Source organism: Paenibacillus favisporus (genome assembly GCF_040545415.1).
Lineage (GTDB): Bacteria > Bacillota > Bacilli > Paenibacillales > Paenibacillaceae > Paenibacillus_AQ > Paenibacillus_AQ favisporus.
This window is the reverse complement of sequence record NZ_JBEPLV010000001.1, coordinates 787,068-803,038: the sequence shown is the minus strand read 5'-3', so window position 1 is coordinate 803,038 and position 15,971 is coordinate 787,068. Positions and strand designations below refer to the sequence as shown.

Annotated in this window: 15 protein-coding genes; 2 read left to right on the top strand and 13 right to left on the bottom strand. The window is 55.2% G+C overall.

Annotation, left to right across the window (positions count from 1 at the left end; all coding sequences use genetic code 11):
• Positions 1–74: 74 nt before the first annotated feature.
• From ABID47_RS03860 to ABID47_RS03850, 3 genes are read right to left on the bottom strand one after another with little or no spacing between them, the layout of a single operon-like run.
• On the bottom strand, positions 75–1,088 hold the full coding sequence (locus ABID47_RS03860) for a phosphotransferase (protein WP_354494972.1): 1,014 nt from the start codon (positions 1,086–1,088) through the stop codon (positions 75–77).
• 2 nt (positions 1,089–1,090) lie between these two features.
• The gene (locus ABID47_RS03855; protein WP_354494971.1) at positions 1,091–2,089 is read right to left on the bottom strand and encodes an SMI1/KNR4 family protein; all 999 of its coding nucleotides are present in this window, start codon (positions 2,087–2,089) and stop codon (positions 1,091–1,093) included.
• Between the two features lie 39 nt (positions 2,090–2,128).
• The gene (locus ABID47_RS03850; protein ID WP_354494970.1) at positions 2,129–4,375 is read right to left on the bottom strand and encodes a hypothetical protein; all 2,247 of its coding nucleotides are present in this window, start codon (positions 4,373–4,375) and stop codon (positions 2,129–2,131) included.
• Positions 4,376–4,669: 294 nt separating this feature from the next.
• Here ABID47_RS03850 and ABID47_RS03845 point away from each other — a divergent pair, with 294 nt between their 5' ends.
• Entirely contained in the window at positions 4,670–4,873 is a 204-nt protein-coding gene (locus ABID47_RS03845) for a hypothetical protein (protein WP_076171102.1), read from the top strand.
• Between the two features lie 112 nt (positions 4,874–4,985).
• Here ABID47_RS03845 and ABID47_RS03840 read toward each other — a convergent pair whose 3' ends face one another.
• On the bottom strand, positions 4,986–5,519 hold the full coding sequence (locus ABID47_RS03840) for a pyrophosphohydrolase domain-containing protein (protein WP_354494969.1): 534 nt from the start codon (positions 5,517–5,519) through the stop codon (positions 4,986–4,988).
• Positions 5,520–5,675: 156 nt separating this feature from the next.
• Between ABID47_RS03840 and ABID47_RS03835 the strand changes: the two genes are divergently transcribed.
• Positions 5,676–6,311, top strand: coding sequence for a DUF1796 family putative cysteine peptidase (locus ABID47_RS03835; protein ID WP_354494968.1), 636 nt, complete (start codon positions 5,676–5,678; stop codon positions 6,309–6,311).
• Here ABID47_RS03835 and ABID47_RS03830 read toward each other — a convergent pair.
• From ABID47_RS03830 to ABID47_RS03790, 9 genes are all read right to left on the bottom strand, one after another.
• A complete protein-coding gene (locus tag ABID47_RS03830) occupies positions 6,299–6,823 on the bottom strand; it encodes a DinB family protein (RefSeq protein WP_354494967.1) in 525 nt (174 codons plus the stop codon). The two genes, ABID47_RS03835 and ABID47_RS03830, sit on opposite strands and share 13 nt — an antisense overlap.
• Before the next feature lie 331 nt (positions 6,824–7,154).
• Complete coding sequence (locus ABID47_RS03825) at positions 7,155–8,075, bottom strand: N-acetylglucosamine kinase (protein ID WP_354494966.1); 921 nt, start codon at positions 8,073–8,075, stop codon at positions 7,155–7,157.
• A 22-nt stretch (positions 8,076–8,097) separates the two neighbouring features.
• Positions 8,098–9,237 carry an exo-beta-N-acetylmuramidase NamZ family protein gene (locus tag ABID47_RS03820; RefSeq protein WP_354494965.1) on the bottom strand — a complete coding sequence of 380 codons (1,140 nt, stop codon included), beginning with the start codon at positions 9,235–9,237 and terminating at the stop codon, positions 8,098–8,100.
• 99 nt (positions 9,238–9,336) lie between these two features.
• Positions 9,337–10,041 (bottom strand): PIG-L deacetylase family protein, encoded by a 705-nt coding sequence (locus tag ABID47_RS03815; protein ID WP_089547956.1) that lies wholly within the window; start codon positions 10,039–10,041, stop codon positions 9,337–9,339.
• A gap of 4 nt (positions 10,042–10,045) precedes the next feature.
• Positions 10,046–11,011: a GNAT family N-acetyltransferase gene (locus tag ABID47_RS03810; protein ID WP_354494964.1), complete on the bottom strand. Its 966-nt coding sequence runs from the start codon at positions 11,009–11,011 to the stop codon at positions 10,046–10,048.
• A gap of 319 nt (positions 11,012–11,330) precedes the next feature.
• Positions 11,331–12,533, bottom strand: coding sequence for an anhydro-N-acetylmuramic acid kinase (locus ABID47_RS03805; RefSeq protein WP_354494963.1), 1,203 nt, complete (start codon positions 12,531–12,533; stop codon positions 11,331–11,333).
• A gap of 1 nt (position 12,534) precedes the next feature.
• Complete coding sequence (locus ABID47_RS03800) at positions 12,535–13,395, bottom strand: carbohydrate ABC transporter permease (protein ID WP_076171078.1); 861 nt, start codon at positions 13,393–13,395, stop codon at positions 12,535–12,537.
• Positions 13,396–13,527: 132 nt separating this feature from the next.
• The gene (locus ABID47_RS03795) at positions 13,528–14,430 is read right to left on the bottom strand and encodes a carbohydrate ABC transporter permease (protein WP_076171075.1); all 903 of its coding nucleotides are present in this window, start codon (positions 14,428–14,430) and stop codon (positions 13,528–13,530) included.
• 90 nt (positions 14,431–14,520) lie between these two features.
• Complete coding sequence (locus tag ABID47_RS03790) at positions 14,521–15,942, bottom strand: ABC transporter substrate-binding protein (RefSeq protein WP_076171073.1); 1,422 nt, start codon at positions 15,940–15,942, stop codon at positions 14,521–14,523.
• Positions 15,943–15,971: the final 29 nt, after the last annotated feature.

The following is a 15,971-nucleotide window of genomic DNA, read 5'->3' as shown; positions in this document are numbered from 1 at the left end:
GGTTCTCAAGGCAGGTAAGATATTTCTGAAAATAAAGGCGAACTTCCCGTTGTAAGGGAAGTTCGCCTTTGATGTCATTCTGAGCCCAGGTATCGTTCGAGCAGAGCTTCGACCGCCGTCCTGTCCCGTTCCAGCCGTGCAAGTTCGGCACCAATGGCCGAAATCTGCTCGCGCAGCACCTCGGGGCCGTCCGTACCTTCATCGTACCGGGTCATAAAATGCAGGAACACGTCCACGTTCCGCAGCTTCATCAGCACCGGGATCGCCCGGATTTCATCCGGAGTCAGGCGGACGCGGCTGCCGAAGCCGCGGCAAAACTGAACGGCCGCCTCCATGCCGGTATCGGGATCGTCCCCCAGCAGCCCCGGAAGGATGACAGCGGGCTCCATTGCCCGTACGTCACGGGTGCAAAATTCAAAGTCGAGCAGCGCCGTGACCTGCTCAGGCTTGTCTGCATCCACCAGCAGATTGGAGGCATTCAGGTCCCCGTGCACAAGCTGCTGCGGCAGGCGCTCCAGCCCTTCAAGTTCGCGGATGACCTCCCTGTGAGCTTCCCCGATCCTGCGAAGCGGGCCCTCCAAGCCGCGGAAGGGCTCAGGCGGCGCGATGCAAAACTGCCCCACCCGCTCCGGGCTGCACCCCGGATACGAATGGGCCAGCTCATAGTAAGGCCGGTAGGCGGGTGACGGAGCAACCACGAGCCGGCTGAGCGCATCGGAGAGGCTGCCCGCCGCTTCGCCGAAGGAATACGCGGTCCGAAAACCGGTGGATTCGGGACGGATGCCGTCAATATATTTGAACAGGCAAGCATAACGCCCACTCCCGTCATCCAGCTGGACGATCGTATCGCCCGTCAGGGCAGGTATGGGTACAGGGGTGCGGAAGTCCAGTTCGTCCCGGGCAAGCGATGCCAGCACGGCGTGCTCAAACCGGATTTTATCGATGTCCCGATGCGTTTCGTAAATTCGCAGGACGCCGCGCCCCTCCGCTCCTTCGATAAACCGGGTCGTATTGTTCCAGCCGCTTGCCCCCTGTGTAATCTCACCTCTCCAGGAAGAATGATATTGGTTTAATATCGATGTCAGCATGATCAGTATTCGATTTCCTCCAATTGGGCCAGATTGCGGTTGGACTCCCGCAGCAATGACGTGAACGAGTCGGCCGTGTAATACACGAAATCCGGGTCATGGATGTAGCTGATGATCTGCCCGTACGTCCCCTCTTCGCTCGGATCCAGGTCCAGCATCAGATACAGCGACCCTCCAGCCATGCTCGCAAATGGGTACCACTGGCGGTGGAACAGGTAGGGCTTGAGTTCGCGATCCAGCTTGGCGATCTCCTCCGGTGAATAATATTCCTCCAGCAGTTCATCCCTCTCGCAGAAATATCGCTTGACGTCCTCCATTTCGGCGAGGGACATGAGATAAAAAGGAGCCGCCTCTTCCGCGTCCTCACCCGGATACAGGATATGAAAGGCATAGCCGCTTCCGTCTTTTTGTTCATAAAAGGCGCGAAAATCCTCCGGCAGAAGGATGCCGAATTTCTTCTCAAACTCATCCAGACGCGAAGGTGCCGCCCCGCCATGATCCCTATATTGATCGTACAGACCGCGGATTTCCTCGTCCTGGATTTTGCCGGGGAGCAGCGTTTCCAGCTCCTCCTTCAGGGGAAGAACCCGGCTGCGCACGTATTCCCGGTAACCGTGGAAAGCTTCCTCCCCGCCGCCATTTTCCAGCAGGATCATGACGGCATAGGATATCAGGTTCAGCCACGTTTCTATCGTTTCGATCTGTTTCTTCGAAAGTAGGCCGTTCGAACGCAGCATGCCTTCCGGCTCCAAAGCCCAGGCCCTGGCCAAATGGTAGATGCCCCACAGGCTGGATATCAGTTCCCGGTTCACCTGGTCCCGGCCCAGCTCGTCCGACAGCGTGCGTAGAGCGGCCATAACCTCATGAAAGTTCCCCTCGCGCAGCTCCCCGCGGAAGGGACGGAGGCTGCCCAGAAAGCCGTTTTCCATTTTCCAATGCTCTATGCGGTCATGGGTAAAAGCATGGCATTTCAGCAGCAGCTGTGCATCTTCAATATTCATCGTCGTTCTCTCTCCTCTCCCGACACCGGCGATGTATACTTACGCAGAAGCGTACTGTACGATCACGGCTTCCCTCGTCTCTTCATCATAAGCGATCCAAAGGTCATCGCCGACTTCCACGCCGTATACCGGTTCGATGGACTGCTCGATTCGGTACGAAATTCCGTTTCTTGTAACGGTTATACGGGCAAATGGCCGTTCGCCGACGGTGCCATCAAACTGTACTGCCGTCACGTTGGCGCTGCCCTGCTTGCCTTGAAGGAGGCGAAGCTCTTGTTCATACTCCGCCTTGTTCACCGACACCGGGATGACGGCACCTACCACAACCGGCAGGAGAACCGGCACGAACTGGCTGTTAACCTTGCGCGACCTTTGATCGCCATGGGAGAGCAGCAGCTCGAACAGCATCAGCTGTCTGTTCACGATCTCCACGGGAATATGTTCGATCCGGATCACCTCACCTTCCAGCGTCAGCGGGTCCGCCCCTCTCGGGTCACGTGTCCTGTTGTAATTGTACAGCCGGGTGACGCCGCCGATTTGCATGAGATCCGCCTTATCCCCGGTCCGGTAGGCAAACCCGTTCGCCTGCACTACCGGGATGGCATAAGTTTGTCCGCCGGAATCGAAATGAAGCAATAGCGCTTCACCGCGGCCTGCCTTGCCATAGCTGTCGATCCGCGTCAGGACGGCGTCCCGGATGACCTCAGGCGCGGTTTGCGGCAGATCGTCACCGGTCACGAATACCGCGCGATTTTTCTTGCGGTTGTAGCTGATCAGCACAGGATCGCCCACGCGCGGGGCATGAAGGTATGAAGCCACTTTCTTAATGCTCGTTTCCTTCATCATTCCTTCATCCTCAAAACGGATGTCAAAGCGGATCATCGGTTGTTCGTTTACGTAGGTTCCGGTCTCTTGCAGTCGGGTTACCGTCCCCTGCACAATCGTTCCTTCGGCCGTAAACTTCTTCTGTCTGGCTGTCATGATCCGGATCAGCAGTCCGAGACCGCCAAACAGCACCAGCGGGATCAGCAGCCAAATCGCCCAGTTGATGACAAGCGCATTGCCGCGCTTCAAATAATGAGCGAAGCTTGTCCAGGAGATCCGGTCGGCGCCTTCAGCAATCTGCCAGGTTTGCAGCGTTTCGCCGGTCATGCGGGTGAGCGTGCCCCCCTTGACGTTCAGCCAGCCGGCCGACTTTTCTGCGTCGGTAAAGTACAGCGTCGCATCTCCGGTTTCCTTGAAAAAGGACAGCGTGCCGCTGCTTACATCCTCCGGTTCCAGGCTAGACAATGGCTGGGACAAATCTGTAAACGATCGGGTCTGCCGGTCGTAGAGATATCCGGTGACTTGACCTTTCCGTTCGTCCTTTGCGGTCGAGCCGAAGATGAGCGTCTCGCGGTCGTTCAGCGGAAAGACGGCAGCCTGATATACCGGAGCAGGGGTCTTAACGACATTCCCCCAATCCCCCTTGACCGCATCGTAGGTCCGCACCTGCTTCGGTTCACCGGATTCGGTCCTCCACAACCGGGCAGGATCCACACCGGCAAGTGCGGCAAACTGCTGCTCCGCTAGATCCTCTGCATCAAAGCCAGATCCTCCCTCCGGACTGATCCGCATGGCTGCTTTGTGCTGTGCATTCAATAGGCCGCTGACGTATGCGGTGCTGCCATCTTTCAGATCCAGTTCATAGAGGGGGACGGCGCGGCTGTCGTTAAAACTGCCCATGACTTCGGACATTGACGTCGGCCTTGCGGGCAGTCCCGTATCTTCGTTGAGATATGCCGTTTGGAATACTCCGTCCTTCACCTCGCCGACGACGAAGGTGTCATTTGCCGTTTCCCCTCCGACCAGCATGCGGCCATTCCAATGATGAACGGCCGATGTTAAAAAGCCGTCAAATTCCAGCGTACCTTTAACAAGCTCCTCCACATGGCCGCCGGGGCCAATGACGTTCAACTGCAGCCCCGAACTGTCATCCGTCGTAGCGATCACAAGATTCCCTTTCTGATAGGTGCCTACAAACTGATTATGTATGTTGGAGCGCAAATGGATCGTGGTTACTTCCTGATGCGTCGCCGCATCGTAAAGAATGGCATCCATACCGTCAGAGCCATCCGTCAGGCTGATGACCTTGCTTCCCCCATCCAGGTAAAACAAACCCTCCACCGTCTGCAGACGGTCCTCAACACGGGCTACGTCCTGCTTGTAATCGTTCCAAACCGCGAAGCTTAAAATGACCGCAGGCACAAAAAATACGAGATTCAGCAGGTTGATCCTTTTCTTCATCGATTCCTCCCCTTTATCCATTCCCTATGAACTTATCATAGACGCGGCTGCGAATGCCAGTTAATGACAATATTTTTACCGCCCTACCGGACAATTTCCGGCTTCTTTTGCAGCTGTCCGAAGCATTCTTCTTGTTATACGAATTGCGGAAAGAAAAAGTTGAATTTTTTTGTCGATAACCCTTTACAGACTTTTACATTTTCTGATAATATTGTCGTAGACAAGCTAAACAGAGGTTTGCAGATTTGACTACACCGTTGTCTAAAAAAATTACCTATGGGAGTGAATTAAAAGATGAAAAAAACGATTCTCTCGACAGTAATCTTGCTTGGACTTCTTAGCGGACTCTTAGCGGCGGTGGCTTCGGCGGACGCAATCAAGCCGTTCAATCACGGTGCAAACTACGGCACACAGGATGCAATCAAGCCGTTTAATCACGGCGCTAATTACGACACGAAGGATGCAATCAAGCCGTTCAATCACGGCGCAAACTACTAAGTCTTACTTTCATAATTGGTGGTCATACTTAGATAAAGGGAACGGCTCATGAACGGATATTCCATCCGCCATGAGCCGTTTTTCTTTGGGTTCCCTCTCATCCCCTGCAGCTTTACTTGAACCGCTTCGGACCGAGCTCGATCTGCCGGGTGATCTCCGCCGCGATTTTCGGTTCCGGAGCGAAGTCCCGCTCCCAATGGTCCGGCTTGATCACTTTGCCCACTTCGTTATAATGCGGCTTTCCGTCCGGAAAGAGCTTGCCCATGTTGGCGGTATGGACATGCTCAAAAATCTTGTCCGGCTCCACGCCCGCTTCGACGAATCCGCCGTTGGCAAAGTAGAGAATGTCGGTGAACGCATCGATCTGGCCGATCAGCTTGTCCTCCGGATAGGCTTTTTGCTGCTGCTTGCGGTATGTATCCTGCGCCCGTTCCATCAGTTCGGCAAAAAATGCCTTGAACCTCTCGTCATTGCCGGCCGTGGCATGCAGCAGTTCAATCACTTCCTCCATAATAAAGGCGGCGCGGTTCATCGCCAGCTTGTCGTTCAAAGCCTGCGGCTCTTCCGGAGCGGGGCAGTCAAAGCCCAAATGAAACTCGCGGACCTGCTTAAATTGGGTTTTTCCCAACGTTTTGGATTCCGTCATGTTAATTTCTCTGGCTCCTTTATCGGTGTAATCTCTAGTATTATAGCAAATTTATCGTCACAGCATTTTGGTAGAAAATAGATTCATGCCGTTTCCGACTAAGAGCGCCGCGAATATCATAGGTTCAGTCCTGGTAATAGAAAGGGGGAATTAACCATGACCATGGTTAGGTCCTTCGATGCCATATTCAGTCTTGGCAGCAGCTGCCAGGTCGCCTCCCAGCTGCGGAGGAACGGGCTGCGCACGGCAGCAGGTCCTTTCGACTGGTTCAACTTCGCCTCAACCCCGGGCTTCTGCCAGGTGCTTGAATCGCGATTTGAACGGTTTATGCGGCTGCCGAACCTGGAGGTCTACAGCCATTCGGTCAACTGCCACTATGTTCGGGATAAGGCCAGCACCTGCCTGTCCTTTCACGATTTTAAATACGATCCAAAGCGGCCCCCGCTCTTCGATTATCCCGAATTCCGCGACAGGCTGAAACGCCGGATCGGACGCTTCAACCGCTGCCTCTCATCCGTTCAAGACGTGCTGCTGATCCGGACGGTCAAGCATACCGAAGATGCCTTCCGCATATTCGAGACGATCGAGAACAGCTACTCAAATCCACATCTCCAATACTTATTTGTATTGCACAGCAGTGATCCGGATACGGCCGAGATCGATTCGGGACACCCGCGGATCCGCATCGTTCGGATGCCCGCCGGAGCGACCTGGGAAGGGGATGCCAAAGCTTGGAAAAAGGTGCTTGCTCCCTATTCGATCCGCAACCGACCCGGCAATCATTCTACTTGAATTTCCCCGGGATGCGCTGGCAGCCGCTCTTCCAGCTCCGCTTGCTGCCGCAAATGGTGGCGGAAGTGCATGCCGATCAGCCGGTACCATTCCTGCGCATTCAGCCAGCCGAAGCCGCCGTGCCGGACTTTGCCGTCCGGATGAACCTCCTCCAATTTCGGCCCCCACTCCCTCATTCTTGCTATCACCTTCGCCAGCCCATCGTCCAGTTCTTCGCTCCTTAACGCGTTATTCGGACTGGCGGCCTGCGCTCCTTCCAGCTTGATCCTGACCGGCGGAAAGCCGCCGCGCCGGAACACGTCATCTCCAGCCGGCGTTTTGCCCAGTGGCTGCTCCTCCGTACTCTCTGCACAAATTTGGACAAAGTCCAGGTACTCCATAGCAACGGCGATCAGATGATCGTACATCTGGCCGATCGACCAGATCTCCGGTCCGGGAATGTACCGCAGCTGCCAGGCGGAATACTTTTGCAAATCAAGGCGGTATCGTTCAATCAACTCGAAGTCATCCATATGTAATGCGCACCTCATTCCGATTTTCCTATGCATTATACGCCCCTCTGTGCCTACCTATTTCTTCCGTATTGCTGAAATATCCTACTTCTGCGGATCGTTCAGGTGTCCGTCATGATGGTTCGTACTGACATGGAGCCCGTACTGCCATGGAGACCCGCCGGCATGACGATTCATATCCAACCGACGGTATGAAAAAATTTATCCTTATCATAAGGCTTACAACGAAAAAACCTCCTTTATCATGCCGGCATATGCCGCAAGGAAAGGAGGTTTTGCTATTGGCCGCCAGTTGGCGGTCGACTTCACGGTTCACCGTTTGGTCATGCGGCTATTTTGCTTCCCGCAGACGATTCAGTGCCATCAGTACCGCGCCGTTGGCCGCGTCTTTTTTGGGCGTGATGCAGGTTATTTCCGGATAGCGTTCCTGCAGAAGCTCCAGAAAAGCGTCCCGGATATACACGTTGTTAAGCAGCACGCTTCCGGCCATGGCCAGCGCCCCTGTCTGCAGCGCCAGCTTCTCGGCAACGGGCGTTACCAGCTCGGCGAGCGAAGCCGCGCTGCGCTGCGCAATACCCAGAGCAGCAGGGTCGCCGAGCTCGCATGCCCGGGTCAGCAGCGGCGCCAACGCGGCGATGTCCTTTTTGCTTCGGGCTGGATCGTACACGTAGCCGATGATGTCGCGTACCGATTTCAGGCCCAGCTTGCCGTAGACCAAGTCCGTAATGACTGTTTCCGGTAGCCGGCCGTCATAGGCCCGGACCAGAGCGGACAGCAGATCCCGGCCGATCGCGTACCCGCTGCCCTCATCATCGATCAGGTGACCGCATCCGCCGGTGCGATGGGTCTCGCCGCGTTCGTTGCGGCCGTAACAGATCGACCCCGTGCCCGCGATCAGGATCATGCCGTACTCGCTATCATGTGCGCCGCTCAATGCCGTTTCCTGATCGCCGGTGATCAGGAGGCCGCCCGCATAGCCGCTTTCCCTGACCTTGGCGGTCAGGCGGGCGCTCACGGCGGGGTTGCTGACCCCCGCGGCACCGATGCACAGATAGGCGCAGCGGTCCAGCCCGCCGGCGGCCTCGCCGATCCGCCCCAGCATGTCGCGCAGGCTGGCTTCAATGCTGGCCTCGTCCTGCCCGTTGTAATTGATGCCGCCGGATTCGAAGGTAGCGATTACTTCGCCGCTCTCATCGGCGACGGCGACCGCCGTTTTCGTTCCGCCGCCGTCCAGCCCCGCTACGTACCGCATCGTCATCCCTTCCTTCGTCTGTCTAATAGATATGATACTGCTGCTTCATGTCAGCAAACGAGCGAGCTTCCTCACGGAGCTGTTCCAGCAAGGCCGGCAGATCCAGCGGCTCGCTCCGGTACAGATCATCCCCGCCCAGAAGATCAATGAACGGCAGCTTGTTGCCCTTGTGCGGCGGCAAAAATTCGAATGCTTTATAGTTCCGCTTCAGCGTATACATCAGCCGGATTCCCGTCTCGAGCGGCTGCAGTGCCCGCTGGTCGGTAATATGCAGCTGCACGCCGCCGCACTGCTCGCCCTCATGCTTGGAGAACGTCGGCTTGAAATAAACCGGCCGGAAAATGACGCCGGGCAGCTTCATGCCGTTCATCTCGTCCGCCAGCTTCTCCGCCTCAACAAACGGTGCGCCAACGATTTCAAAAGGCGCCGTCGTTCCCCGTCCTTCGGACAGGTTCGTGCCCTCGAACAAACAGGTTCCCGGATAGAGGAGCGCGCTGTCAAAGCGCGGCAGCCCGAGCGACGGCATGACCCAGAGGTTTCCCGTTTCGGGAAACAGCATGTTCCGGTCCCAGCCGTCGCATGGAACGACATGCAGTTGGGCGTTCCAGCCCATTTGCTCGTTTGCCATCGACGCCACCTCGCCGGCTGTCAAGCCATAGCGGACGGCGAGCGGGTAATTGCCGACGAACGATTCAAAGCCGGGCTTCAGGACGTTGCCTTCCACCGTCACCCCGTCCAGCGGGTTGATCCGGTCGAGGACGATGAACTCTTTTCCCGCCTTGGCACAATCCTCCAGGGCGTACAGCATCGTATAAATGAACGTATAGTAGCGCACGCCCACATCCTGGATATCGTAAACGACGGCGTCCACTTCGTCCAGCATTTCCGCGCTCAGCCGCTTGGAGTCCTTGCGATACAGGCTGTACACCGGCACGCCGGTAATCGGGTCCCGGTAGGTTTCAACCTGCGCCCCTGCTGCCTGATCCCCCCGAACCCCGTGTTCCGGCGAAAACAGCGCCGTCAGCTGGAACCGCTCATGCAGGATTTGAATGGTGGATTCAAATTGACGGTTTAAACCCGTCGGTGACGTAATCAGCCCGAGCCGCTTCCCCTGGAGCAGATGGGCATAATCTTCGATCCGGTCAATTCCGTTAGCGATCATGGCGACCTCCTGGTAGTGAAATTAGTGTACGCCCCTAAAAAAATGACTGTAACAGAGGTATCGTCACAGTCACAACGCGCATGAAATGCCTGGCTCCGCTTACAGTTCGCTTTGGCGCAGGCGCATCGTTTCCGCCGGAATCATAAACGTTTCCGCGTACTCCTTACGCGCTTCGATTCCGCGCACGCGTGCCAGATGCTTATAGTACTCGAGATATGGGAAGGACTTGCTGTTCGTGACGAACCAGTGCTGCGATACCGCTTTCACCCACAAATCAAAAGCCTCCTGTGAAAAGTCCACGTATACGTACGGCTTGTAATCAACCGCATCCTCCCAGTTTTCCGCATAGTAGAGCTTGGAAGCGAAAAACGCAGGCAGTTCCCGCTCAAAGGACGCCAGGCCGGCAAAAAAGCGCGCATCGTTCACAATGTTATGCGTCGTCGCGTGGTCCTTGTGCATGCTGTTCTTCCAGTGGGTAATGATGATGTTCGGCTTCACGCGCCGGATTTCGTCGCATACTCTCAGACGCATGTCCTCAGTATCCTTCAGCTCGCCGTCGGGAATGTCGAACACGATGGACTCGCCCCCTAGCATATCGGCAAACGCCTTGGCCTCGTTCACCTTTTGCTGGCGGTACTCCGCCATATCCTGACCCGCGGGCACGCCGCGTTCCCCTGCCGTCAGTGCCAGCGTGACGATGCGGTCGCCCTTCAAGGAATGGCTGGCAAGCACGCCGCCCGCCGTCAGTTCCGCATCCCCAACATGGCCACCAATCGCCATAATCGTCAATTTCTGTTCGCTCATACCTTTAAAACTCCCTTCTCATGATCGAAAATGTCCGGACCGTCTTAAACCCTGCCTTCTCGTAAATCCGGATGGCCGGATTGGTGCTGCCGGTATACAAGGACATATAATCTGTCCCGATTTGCTGAAATGCTTCGCACAGCTTAAAAAAAAGGATGCTGCCGAGTCCGTGTCCCTCATGCTCGGGGTGAACGCCGATGCCGGCAAAATAGCCGCGCCCGCTCTCCTGGCGGATAACCGGACCGGCAAATCCGACCACCTTACCGTGGTGCGCCGCCACGACGACAGGCACCCCGTCCTCGGTCGATTGGGCGATTTCCTTCTGCCACAGCGGATTATCGAAGCCCTGCAGCATGTCCGTAACGCCGTGATGCTTGCCTTGGTCAAACAGCTCCACCGTGTATCCCTCGGCATTGGCCTTCTCTTCTTTCCCGCGAATCTCTTGCGGGATGGAGAACGAAGACAGGTTCAGGTACATCGCGCATTCCTGCGCCCTCTCCACGTATCCCTGGCCCAGCAAAAACGAATGGAGCCTGCTGCCTGTCGGCACACCGGGCGCGTTGTTATGCTCGTGGCGCGGCGTATCCGGTATGTACCAGGGCAGCATCATCGGATTGAAAAACAGTACGTCGGCCTGCTTTTTGCCCAGCGCCTGAAAGCGCCCTTCCAGATGCTCCAGCATCATCTTGTAGTTGTCATCCGTGCAGACTTCGTCGGCAAGCACGATGCAGGTGATGTACCCCGCATGATCTCCAAGCGGCAGATCGCCGCCGGTGCAGCCGCAGGCAAAGCCTTTCACTTCGCCTTCTTCCACGAGAACAAACGTGTTCTCCGGATCGAAATAGCGATTACCCGTAAATATGCCGCTGAAGCTTGCCTCCGTCATCTCCTTGTAGCCGTCCCGCACAGCTACCGTGTTCCACAAGCCGATGACAGAACCGGTGTATTGGTCACTCCAAGTTACAACCATCTGATATGAGTCCCTCCATCCCTTTAAGAGGTAGTTCAAAAAGTCCGCCTTTGAGAAGAAAACCAATCGAGGCCAATCAAGGATGAGTGACCGCGATAAAAATGTAGGTTTTCTTGCGATATAGAATTTCATCAGCTCTGCTGATAACGAATAAATTCTATATCTAACACGAAGTAAATCGGGAAGCTGATTCGGCATCGAATCTTGAATTCAGCCGGGCCTTCCGGTGCTCACGTACCCACTACGTACGCTCTGCTCCTCAGTCCCTAGCTTCATCCAATCTTCTCGGTGCTGAAAACCGACCTTTTTGAACACCACTTTAATAGCTGATTTTGCCCATGACGACAGGTCTGGAAGCGCCGGTCACATGCGGAAGGTTATTCGGCCGGTTGGTGATCGCGTAATCCGCCAGAACGGCAAACGCTACGGCTTCCTTCGCATCACTGTTATGGCCGATGGCCTCCTGCGTCAGCACTTGAACGCCTGCCTTCGCCATCTCCTTGCGAATCCATTCCATAAGCACCGGATTGTAGCTGCCTCCTCCGCCAACGATCATCGCATCGGCGGGATGGCCTGCCATCACATATCTGCGATAGGCATCGCCGATCGACCAGGCGGTCAGCATCGTCACCGTGGCGACAATGTCCTCCGCCTGCATCCCGAGCGCTTCGGCATCATGCAGAAGCTTATCTATATAAGAGGAACCGAACAGCTCGCGCCCCGTCGATTTCGGCAGCGGCTGCGAATAGTAAGCCTCCTGCTGCAGCCGGCCAAGCAGACGCGGATCGGCGGTGCCCGACCGAGCGATCGCTCCTCCAATATCCATCGTTAATTGTCCCGGATACAGCCGCTCCACGATCCCGTCGATGATCATGTTTCCCGGGCCTGTGTCGAAAGCGTATACCTCGCCGGGGCTGCATCCGGCCGGAATCACCGTCATGTTCCCGATGCCGCCGATGTTCTGCAGCAGCAGTGTCCGGTGTTCCTCCCGGTACAGCAAATATTCGGTAAAGGGAACCAGCGGCGCTCCCTGACCGCCGACAGCCATGTCCGCCGGCCGGAAGTCCGACACGCAAGGAATCCCTGTTCTTGCCGCGATGACCGCACCTTCTCCGATCTGAACGGTGTAATGCACGTTACGGCCATGGTACAGCTCCATGCTTGGAGCATGGTAGATCGTCTGACCGTGTGAACCGATCACTGAAACGTCCTCGGCGGACAGCCCCGCCTTTCCAATCACGGACAAAGCCGCCTCGGCGTACAGTTCTCCCAAAAGCACATTCATTTTTCCAACTCGGTCAACGGTTGCGTTGCATGGATCGAATAAAGCAAAAATGTCTTCCCTGACACCCGCCGGGTAAGGCGAATTTTCAAAAGCGACCAGACGCACGCCTGGAGGCTCCTCCTGATTGCCGTTGATTTCCACGACTGCCGCATCGATGCCGTCCACCGACGTCCCGGACATCAGACCAACGACATACCGGGGACGCCTTAGCTCCGCTTTTTCTCCCTTTGTCCCCATATCAGCCCTTCACGGCTCCCACCGTGACTCCTTCCAGGAAGTACTTTTGCAGGCTGAAGAAGAGGATGAACATCGGCAGCGCGGAAATGGTGGCACCCGCCATCATCGGCGCAAAATAGGTCGTATTCGCAAACCGGAAGTTTTTCAGACCGACCTGAATCGTCTGCATATCCATCGTGTTTGTCACGAGGAACGGCCAGAAGAACGTGTTCCAACTGTCCATAAAGGTCAGGATGGCCATGACCGCCAGCACCGTTTTGGACAATGGCAGAATGATCCGGAAATAAATCTGGAACTGGTTGCAGCCTTCGATTTTGGCACATTCAAGGATTTCCCCAGGAATGCTGCCCATGAACTGTTTGGCCAAGAAAATGTTGTAGACCGTGACCAGGCCCGGCAAAATCAAGGCGCTGTACGTGTTTTGAATATTGAAAATGTTGACGATCAAAATGTAGAGCGGAACCTGAGTCACCTGATAAGGGATCATCATGGCGATCAGCAGGATCGTAAACAGAACCGTTCTCCCCTTAAACTTGATTTTGGAAAACGCGTAACCCGCCAGGCTGGCGAAAAACACATTCGATACCATAACCGTCGTCGCCACGATCAGCGAGTTCAGCAGCCAGCGGTACGAATATTCGCTGTAATCAAAAAAGAATTTATAGGAGTCCAGCGTGAATTTGGTCGGAAACAGGGAATAGTTCGCCGCCCCCGCTTCGATCGGATCGCCAAAGGACGACATGATCATGAAATAAATGGGGAAAATCGTTGCTAATGCAAATAGGATCAAAATGATAATGATCACACCGTTTCTGGCGCGCTTTGCCGCCGGCTTTCCGGTATGTTCGCTGTAAAGTGCCATGTTCGGATCTTCCTCCTTACTTAAGAGATCAGAAAGTATAACTTCTTTCGCTTAAGCATCCTGATCTCGCAAGAAAAACTTCCGCGAAGCGCGGTCTGTCTTCTGTGAAATGACGCCTTAGCGACGTATTTCTTAATATTCCACGTCTTTGCCCATAAACTTGAACTGCACCAGCGAGATCAGCGCGATAATCGCTGCGAGCACGAGGGACTGGGCTGCCGCTTTGCCGAATTCGAAGTACTTGAAGGCGTTGTTAAAGATCAGGAGACCTACCATCGTCGTCGAGTTGTCCGGGCCGCCGCCTGTCATGAGGTACGCATTCTGGAACACCTGGAAGGAACCGATAACCCCGGTAACCAGCAGGAACAGCGTCGTCGGCTTCAGGCTCGGGATGACGATGTACCACAGCTTCTGAAAAAAGTTGGCGCCATCCAAATCGGCGGCTTCATAATAGCTGGAATCGATGCCGAGCAGCGCGGCCAAATAAATGATAATGCTGGTGCCGTGGCTGGACAGCCAGGCCATCAGGACCAGCGAGAACATCGACGTGGCGCTGGAGCCAAGCCAGTTCTGATTGCTGATGCCGAACAAACTGATCAGCTTGTTGAAAATGCCTTCCGGCATCGGATCGAAGATCCACAGCCATACCACCGACAGCGCAACACCCGAAGCGACTGCAGGCAGGTAATAGACCGCCTTGAACGTCGTCTGCAGCTTTTTCTTCAGCGGCAGGATCAGAATCGCAATGGCGAAGGAGATAATTAACGATACGGGGACGGTTAGAATCGTGTACACGACCGTGTTGACCACCGATTTCCAAAACAAGGAATCCTTGAATGTGGCGATGTAGTTATCGAACCCCACATACTCCGAGCCGATCGGCTTGTATTTCTGGAAGCTGATAATAAACGCGCTCACGACCGGATAAGCGGTAAACATGGCGAAGACCACCAAAGCAACGGCGATAAAAGCATACGCCCAGGCTCCGTCTCCCCTAATTCTGCGTCTTTTGGCCGGTTTAGCTAGTTGAGCCATCTTTTGCGAAACTCCTTTCCTATCCCTTCTTACAGCCTATATACCGGATAGCCGCGTGACCCGCACACGGCTATCCGCTTGATTCAGGGATTAGTCTTTCACTACTCCGTCTTCACCGAACGCGGAAACCGCGGCGGATTTGACGGCATCGTACATCTCTTCCGGCTTGATCTCGCCGGCAATGAGTGCCTGCAGCTTCGGAACGATCACTTCGTCCTCCAGCTTGATGGCTTTGGCTTCCAGCTCAGCCGGGATGTCCGGACGGGCCGGCGCCGCGTTCTTCAGCATCGTTTCAACGGCTGCCTTGTTGTCCGCGTCACGTTCAACCGGCATGCTTTCCGCCGCTTTTCTGCCGCTTTCCGTAATTTGAGCGACGAACAGGTCGTTGTTCGTGGTTGCAGCTACTTTGCCGCTGGCAAGGAAGTACAGCGCCTTTACGACGTTTTGCTTATGGGCTTCGCTTGGTTCCTTTTTGCCGCGGAATGCGACGTAACCGTCAACCGCTACGCTGGAAACGGCTTTTTCACCAAGGAAGGATGGAACCGGGAGAACCGTGTAAGTCACAGGAATGCTGCCTTTGACCGCGCTGCCGTCGTTGGCTTTGATTTTCTCATTGTTCGTATTTGCGGATTTTTCGAAGGTCGCCATCCCTTTACCGGTAATCATCGTTTGGCCGGTCAGGAACATGTTCCAACGTTTACCCGCGTCAATGGAGCTCAATTCCTTCGGCATGGAGCCGTCGTCGATCAATGCGCGGATATCCTTAAGTACTTCAAGATAGTTTTTGCTGGTGTACGCGTATTTCAAATCTTGCGTAAATGCGGAAGGCATGCCTGCATTTTTGATCAGAATGCCCAAGTAGTCTTTCGAAGTGACGCCGGCGGTAGCAAATACGAAGCCGTAACGGGACGTTTTGCCGCCTTCGGAAACGACGCCTTTCTTGATGGCTTCACGGAACTCATCGAAGGTCCATCCTTGCTGCTGTACCTTTTTCCAGTCGATGCCCGCCTTCTCGAGGAACTCGCGGTTACCGCCCAGCGCGTGGACTTCCATATAAGCCGGGAAGCCGTACAGGCCGTCGCCCTTCTTCATGTATTCCAGCGGTCCTTTGTCGTAATCGTTGATCATTTCCGGTGTGGCGATATCCTTGATGTCAAGCGCCATGCCTTGGTCAACGTATTTTGAGATGCCGTCGGAACCGATAAATGCAATGTCCGGAGGGCTGCCGGCGTTCACCTGGGTATCAAGCTTCTGCGTCATGTCCTCCCAGCTGGCCGGTTCGATTTTCAGCGTCAGGTTCGGATATTTCTCCGTAAATTCCTTTTGAATGTCCGCGAAGGTGTCCTGGAAATTGCCAGATACCGGCGGCAGCAGCGCCGTAATGGTATCTTTCGCGTTCGGATCGGACGCTTCGGCCGATTTGGAATCGCCTTTGCCGCCGCAGGCCGTCAGTGTGGTCAGTGCCATGCTTACGGCAAATACGGATGCTAATACACGCATTCTTTTCTTCATGAACAACATGCCTCCTCAAGGATATCCTT

Coding starts and splice junctions, on each gene's coding strand:
- ABID47_RS03860 (WP_354494972.1), bottom strand. CDS start 1,088: ATGCTGACATCGATATTAAACCAATATCATTCTTCCTGGAGAGGTGAG.
- ABID47_RS03795 (WP_076171075.1), bottom strand. CDS start 14,430: ATGGCTCAACTAGCTAAACCGGCCAAAAGACGCAGAATTAGGGGAGAC.
- ABID47_RS03800 (WP_076171078.1), bottom strand. CDS start 13,395: ATGGCACTTTACAGCGAACATACCGGAAAGCCGGCGGCAAAGCGCGCC.
- ABID47_RS03815 (WP_089547956.1), bottom strand. CDS start 10,041: ATGAGCGAACAGAAATTGACGATTATGGCGATTGGTGGCCATGTTGGG.
- ABID47_RS03805 (WP_354494963.1), bottom strand. CDS start 12,533: ATGGGGACAAAGGGAGAAAAAGCGGAGCTAAGGCGTCCCCGGTATGTC.
- ABID47_RS03855 (WP_354494971.1), bottom strand. CDS start 2,089: ATGAATATTGAAGATGCACAGCTGCTGCTGAAATGCCATGCTTTTACC.
- ABID47_RS03825 (WP_354494966.1), bottom strand. CDS start 8,075: ATGCGGTACGTAGCGGGGCTGGACGGCGGCGGAACGAAAACGGCGGTC.
- ABID47_RS03845 (WP_076171102.1), top strand. CDS start 4,670: ATGAAAAAAACGATTCTCTCGACAGTAATCTTGCTTGGACTTCTTAGC.
- ABID47_RS03830 (WP_354494967.1), bottom strand. CDS start 6,823: ATGGATGACTTCGAGTTGATTGAACGATACCGCCTTGATTTGCAAAAG.
- ABID47_RS03850 (WP_354494970.1), bottom strand. CDS start 4,375: ATGAAGAAAAGGATCAACCTGCTGAATCTCGTATTTTTTGTGCCTGCG.
- ABID47_RS03820 (WP_354494965.1), bottom strand. CDS start 9,237: ATGATCGCTAACGGAATTGACCGGATCGAAGATTATGCCCATCTGCTC.
- ABID47_RS03835 (WP_354494968.1), top strand. CDS start 5,676: ATGACCATGGTTAGGTCCTTCGATGCCATATTCAGTCTTGGCAGCAGC.
- ABID47_RS03790 (WP_076171073.1), bottom strand. CDS start 15,942: ATGAAGAAAAGAATGCGTGTATTAGCATCCGTATTTGCCGTAAGCATG.
- ABID47_RS03840 (WP_354494969.1), bottom strand. CDS start 5,519: ATGACGGAATCCAAAACGTTGGGAAAAACCCAATTTAAGCAGGTCCGC.
- ABID47_RS03810 (WP_354494964.1), bottom strand. CDS start 11,011: ATGGTTGTAACTTGGAGTGACCAATACACCGGTTCTGTCATCGGCTTG.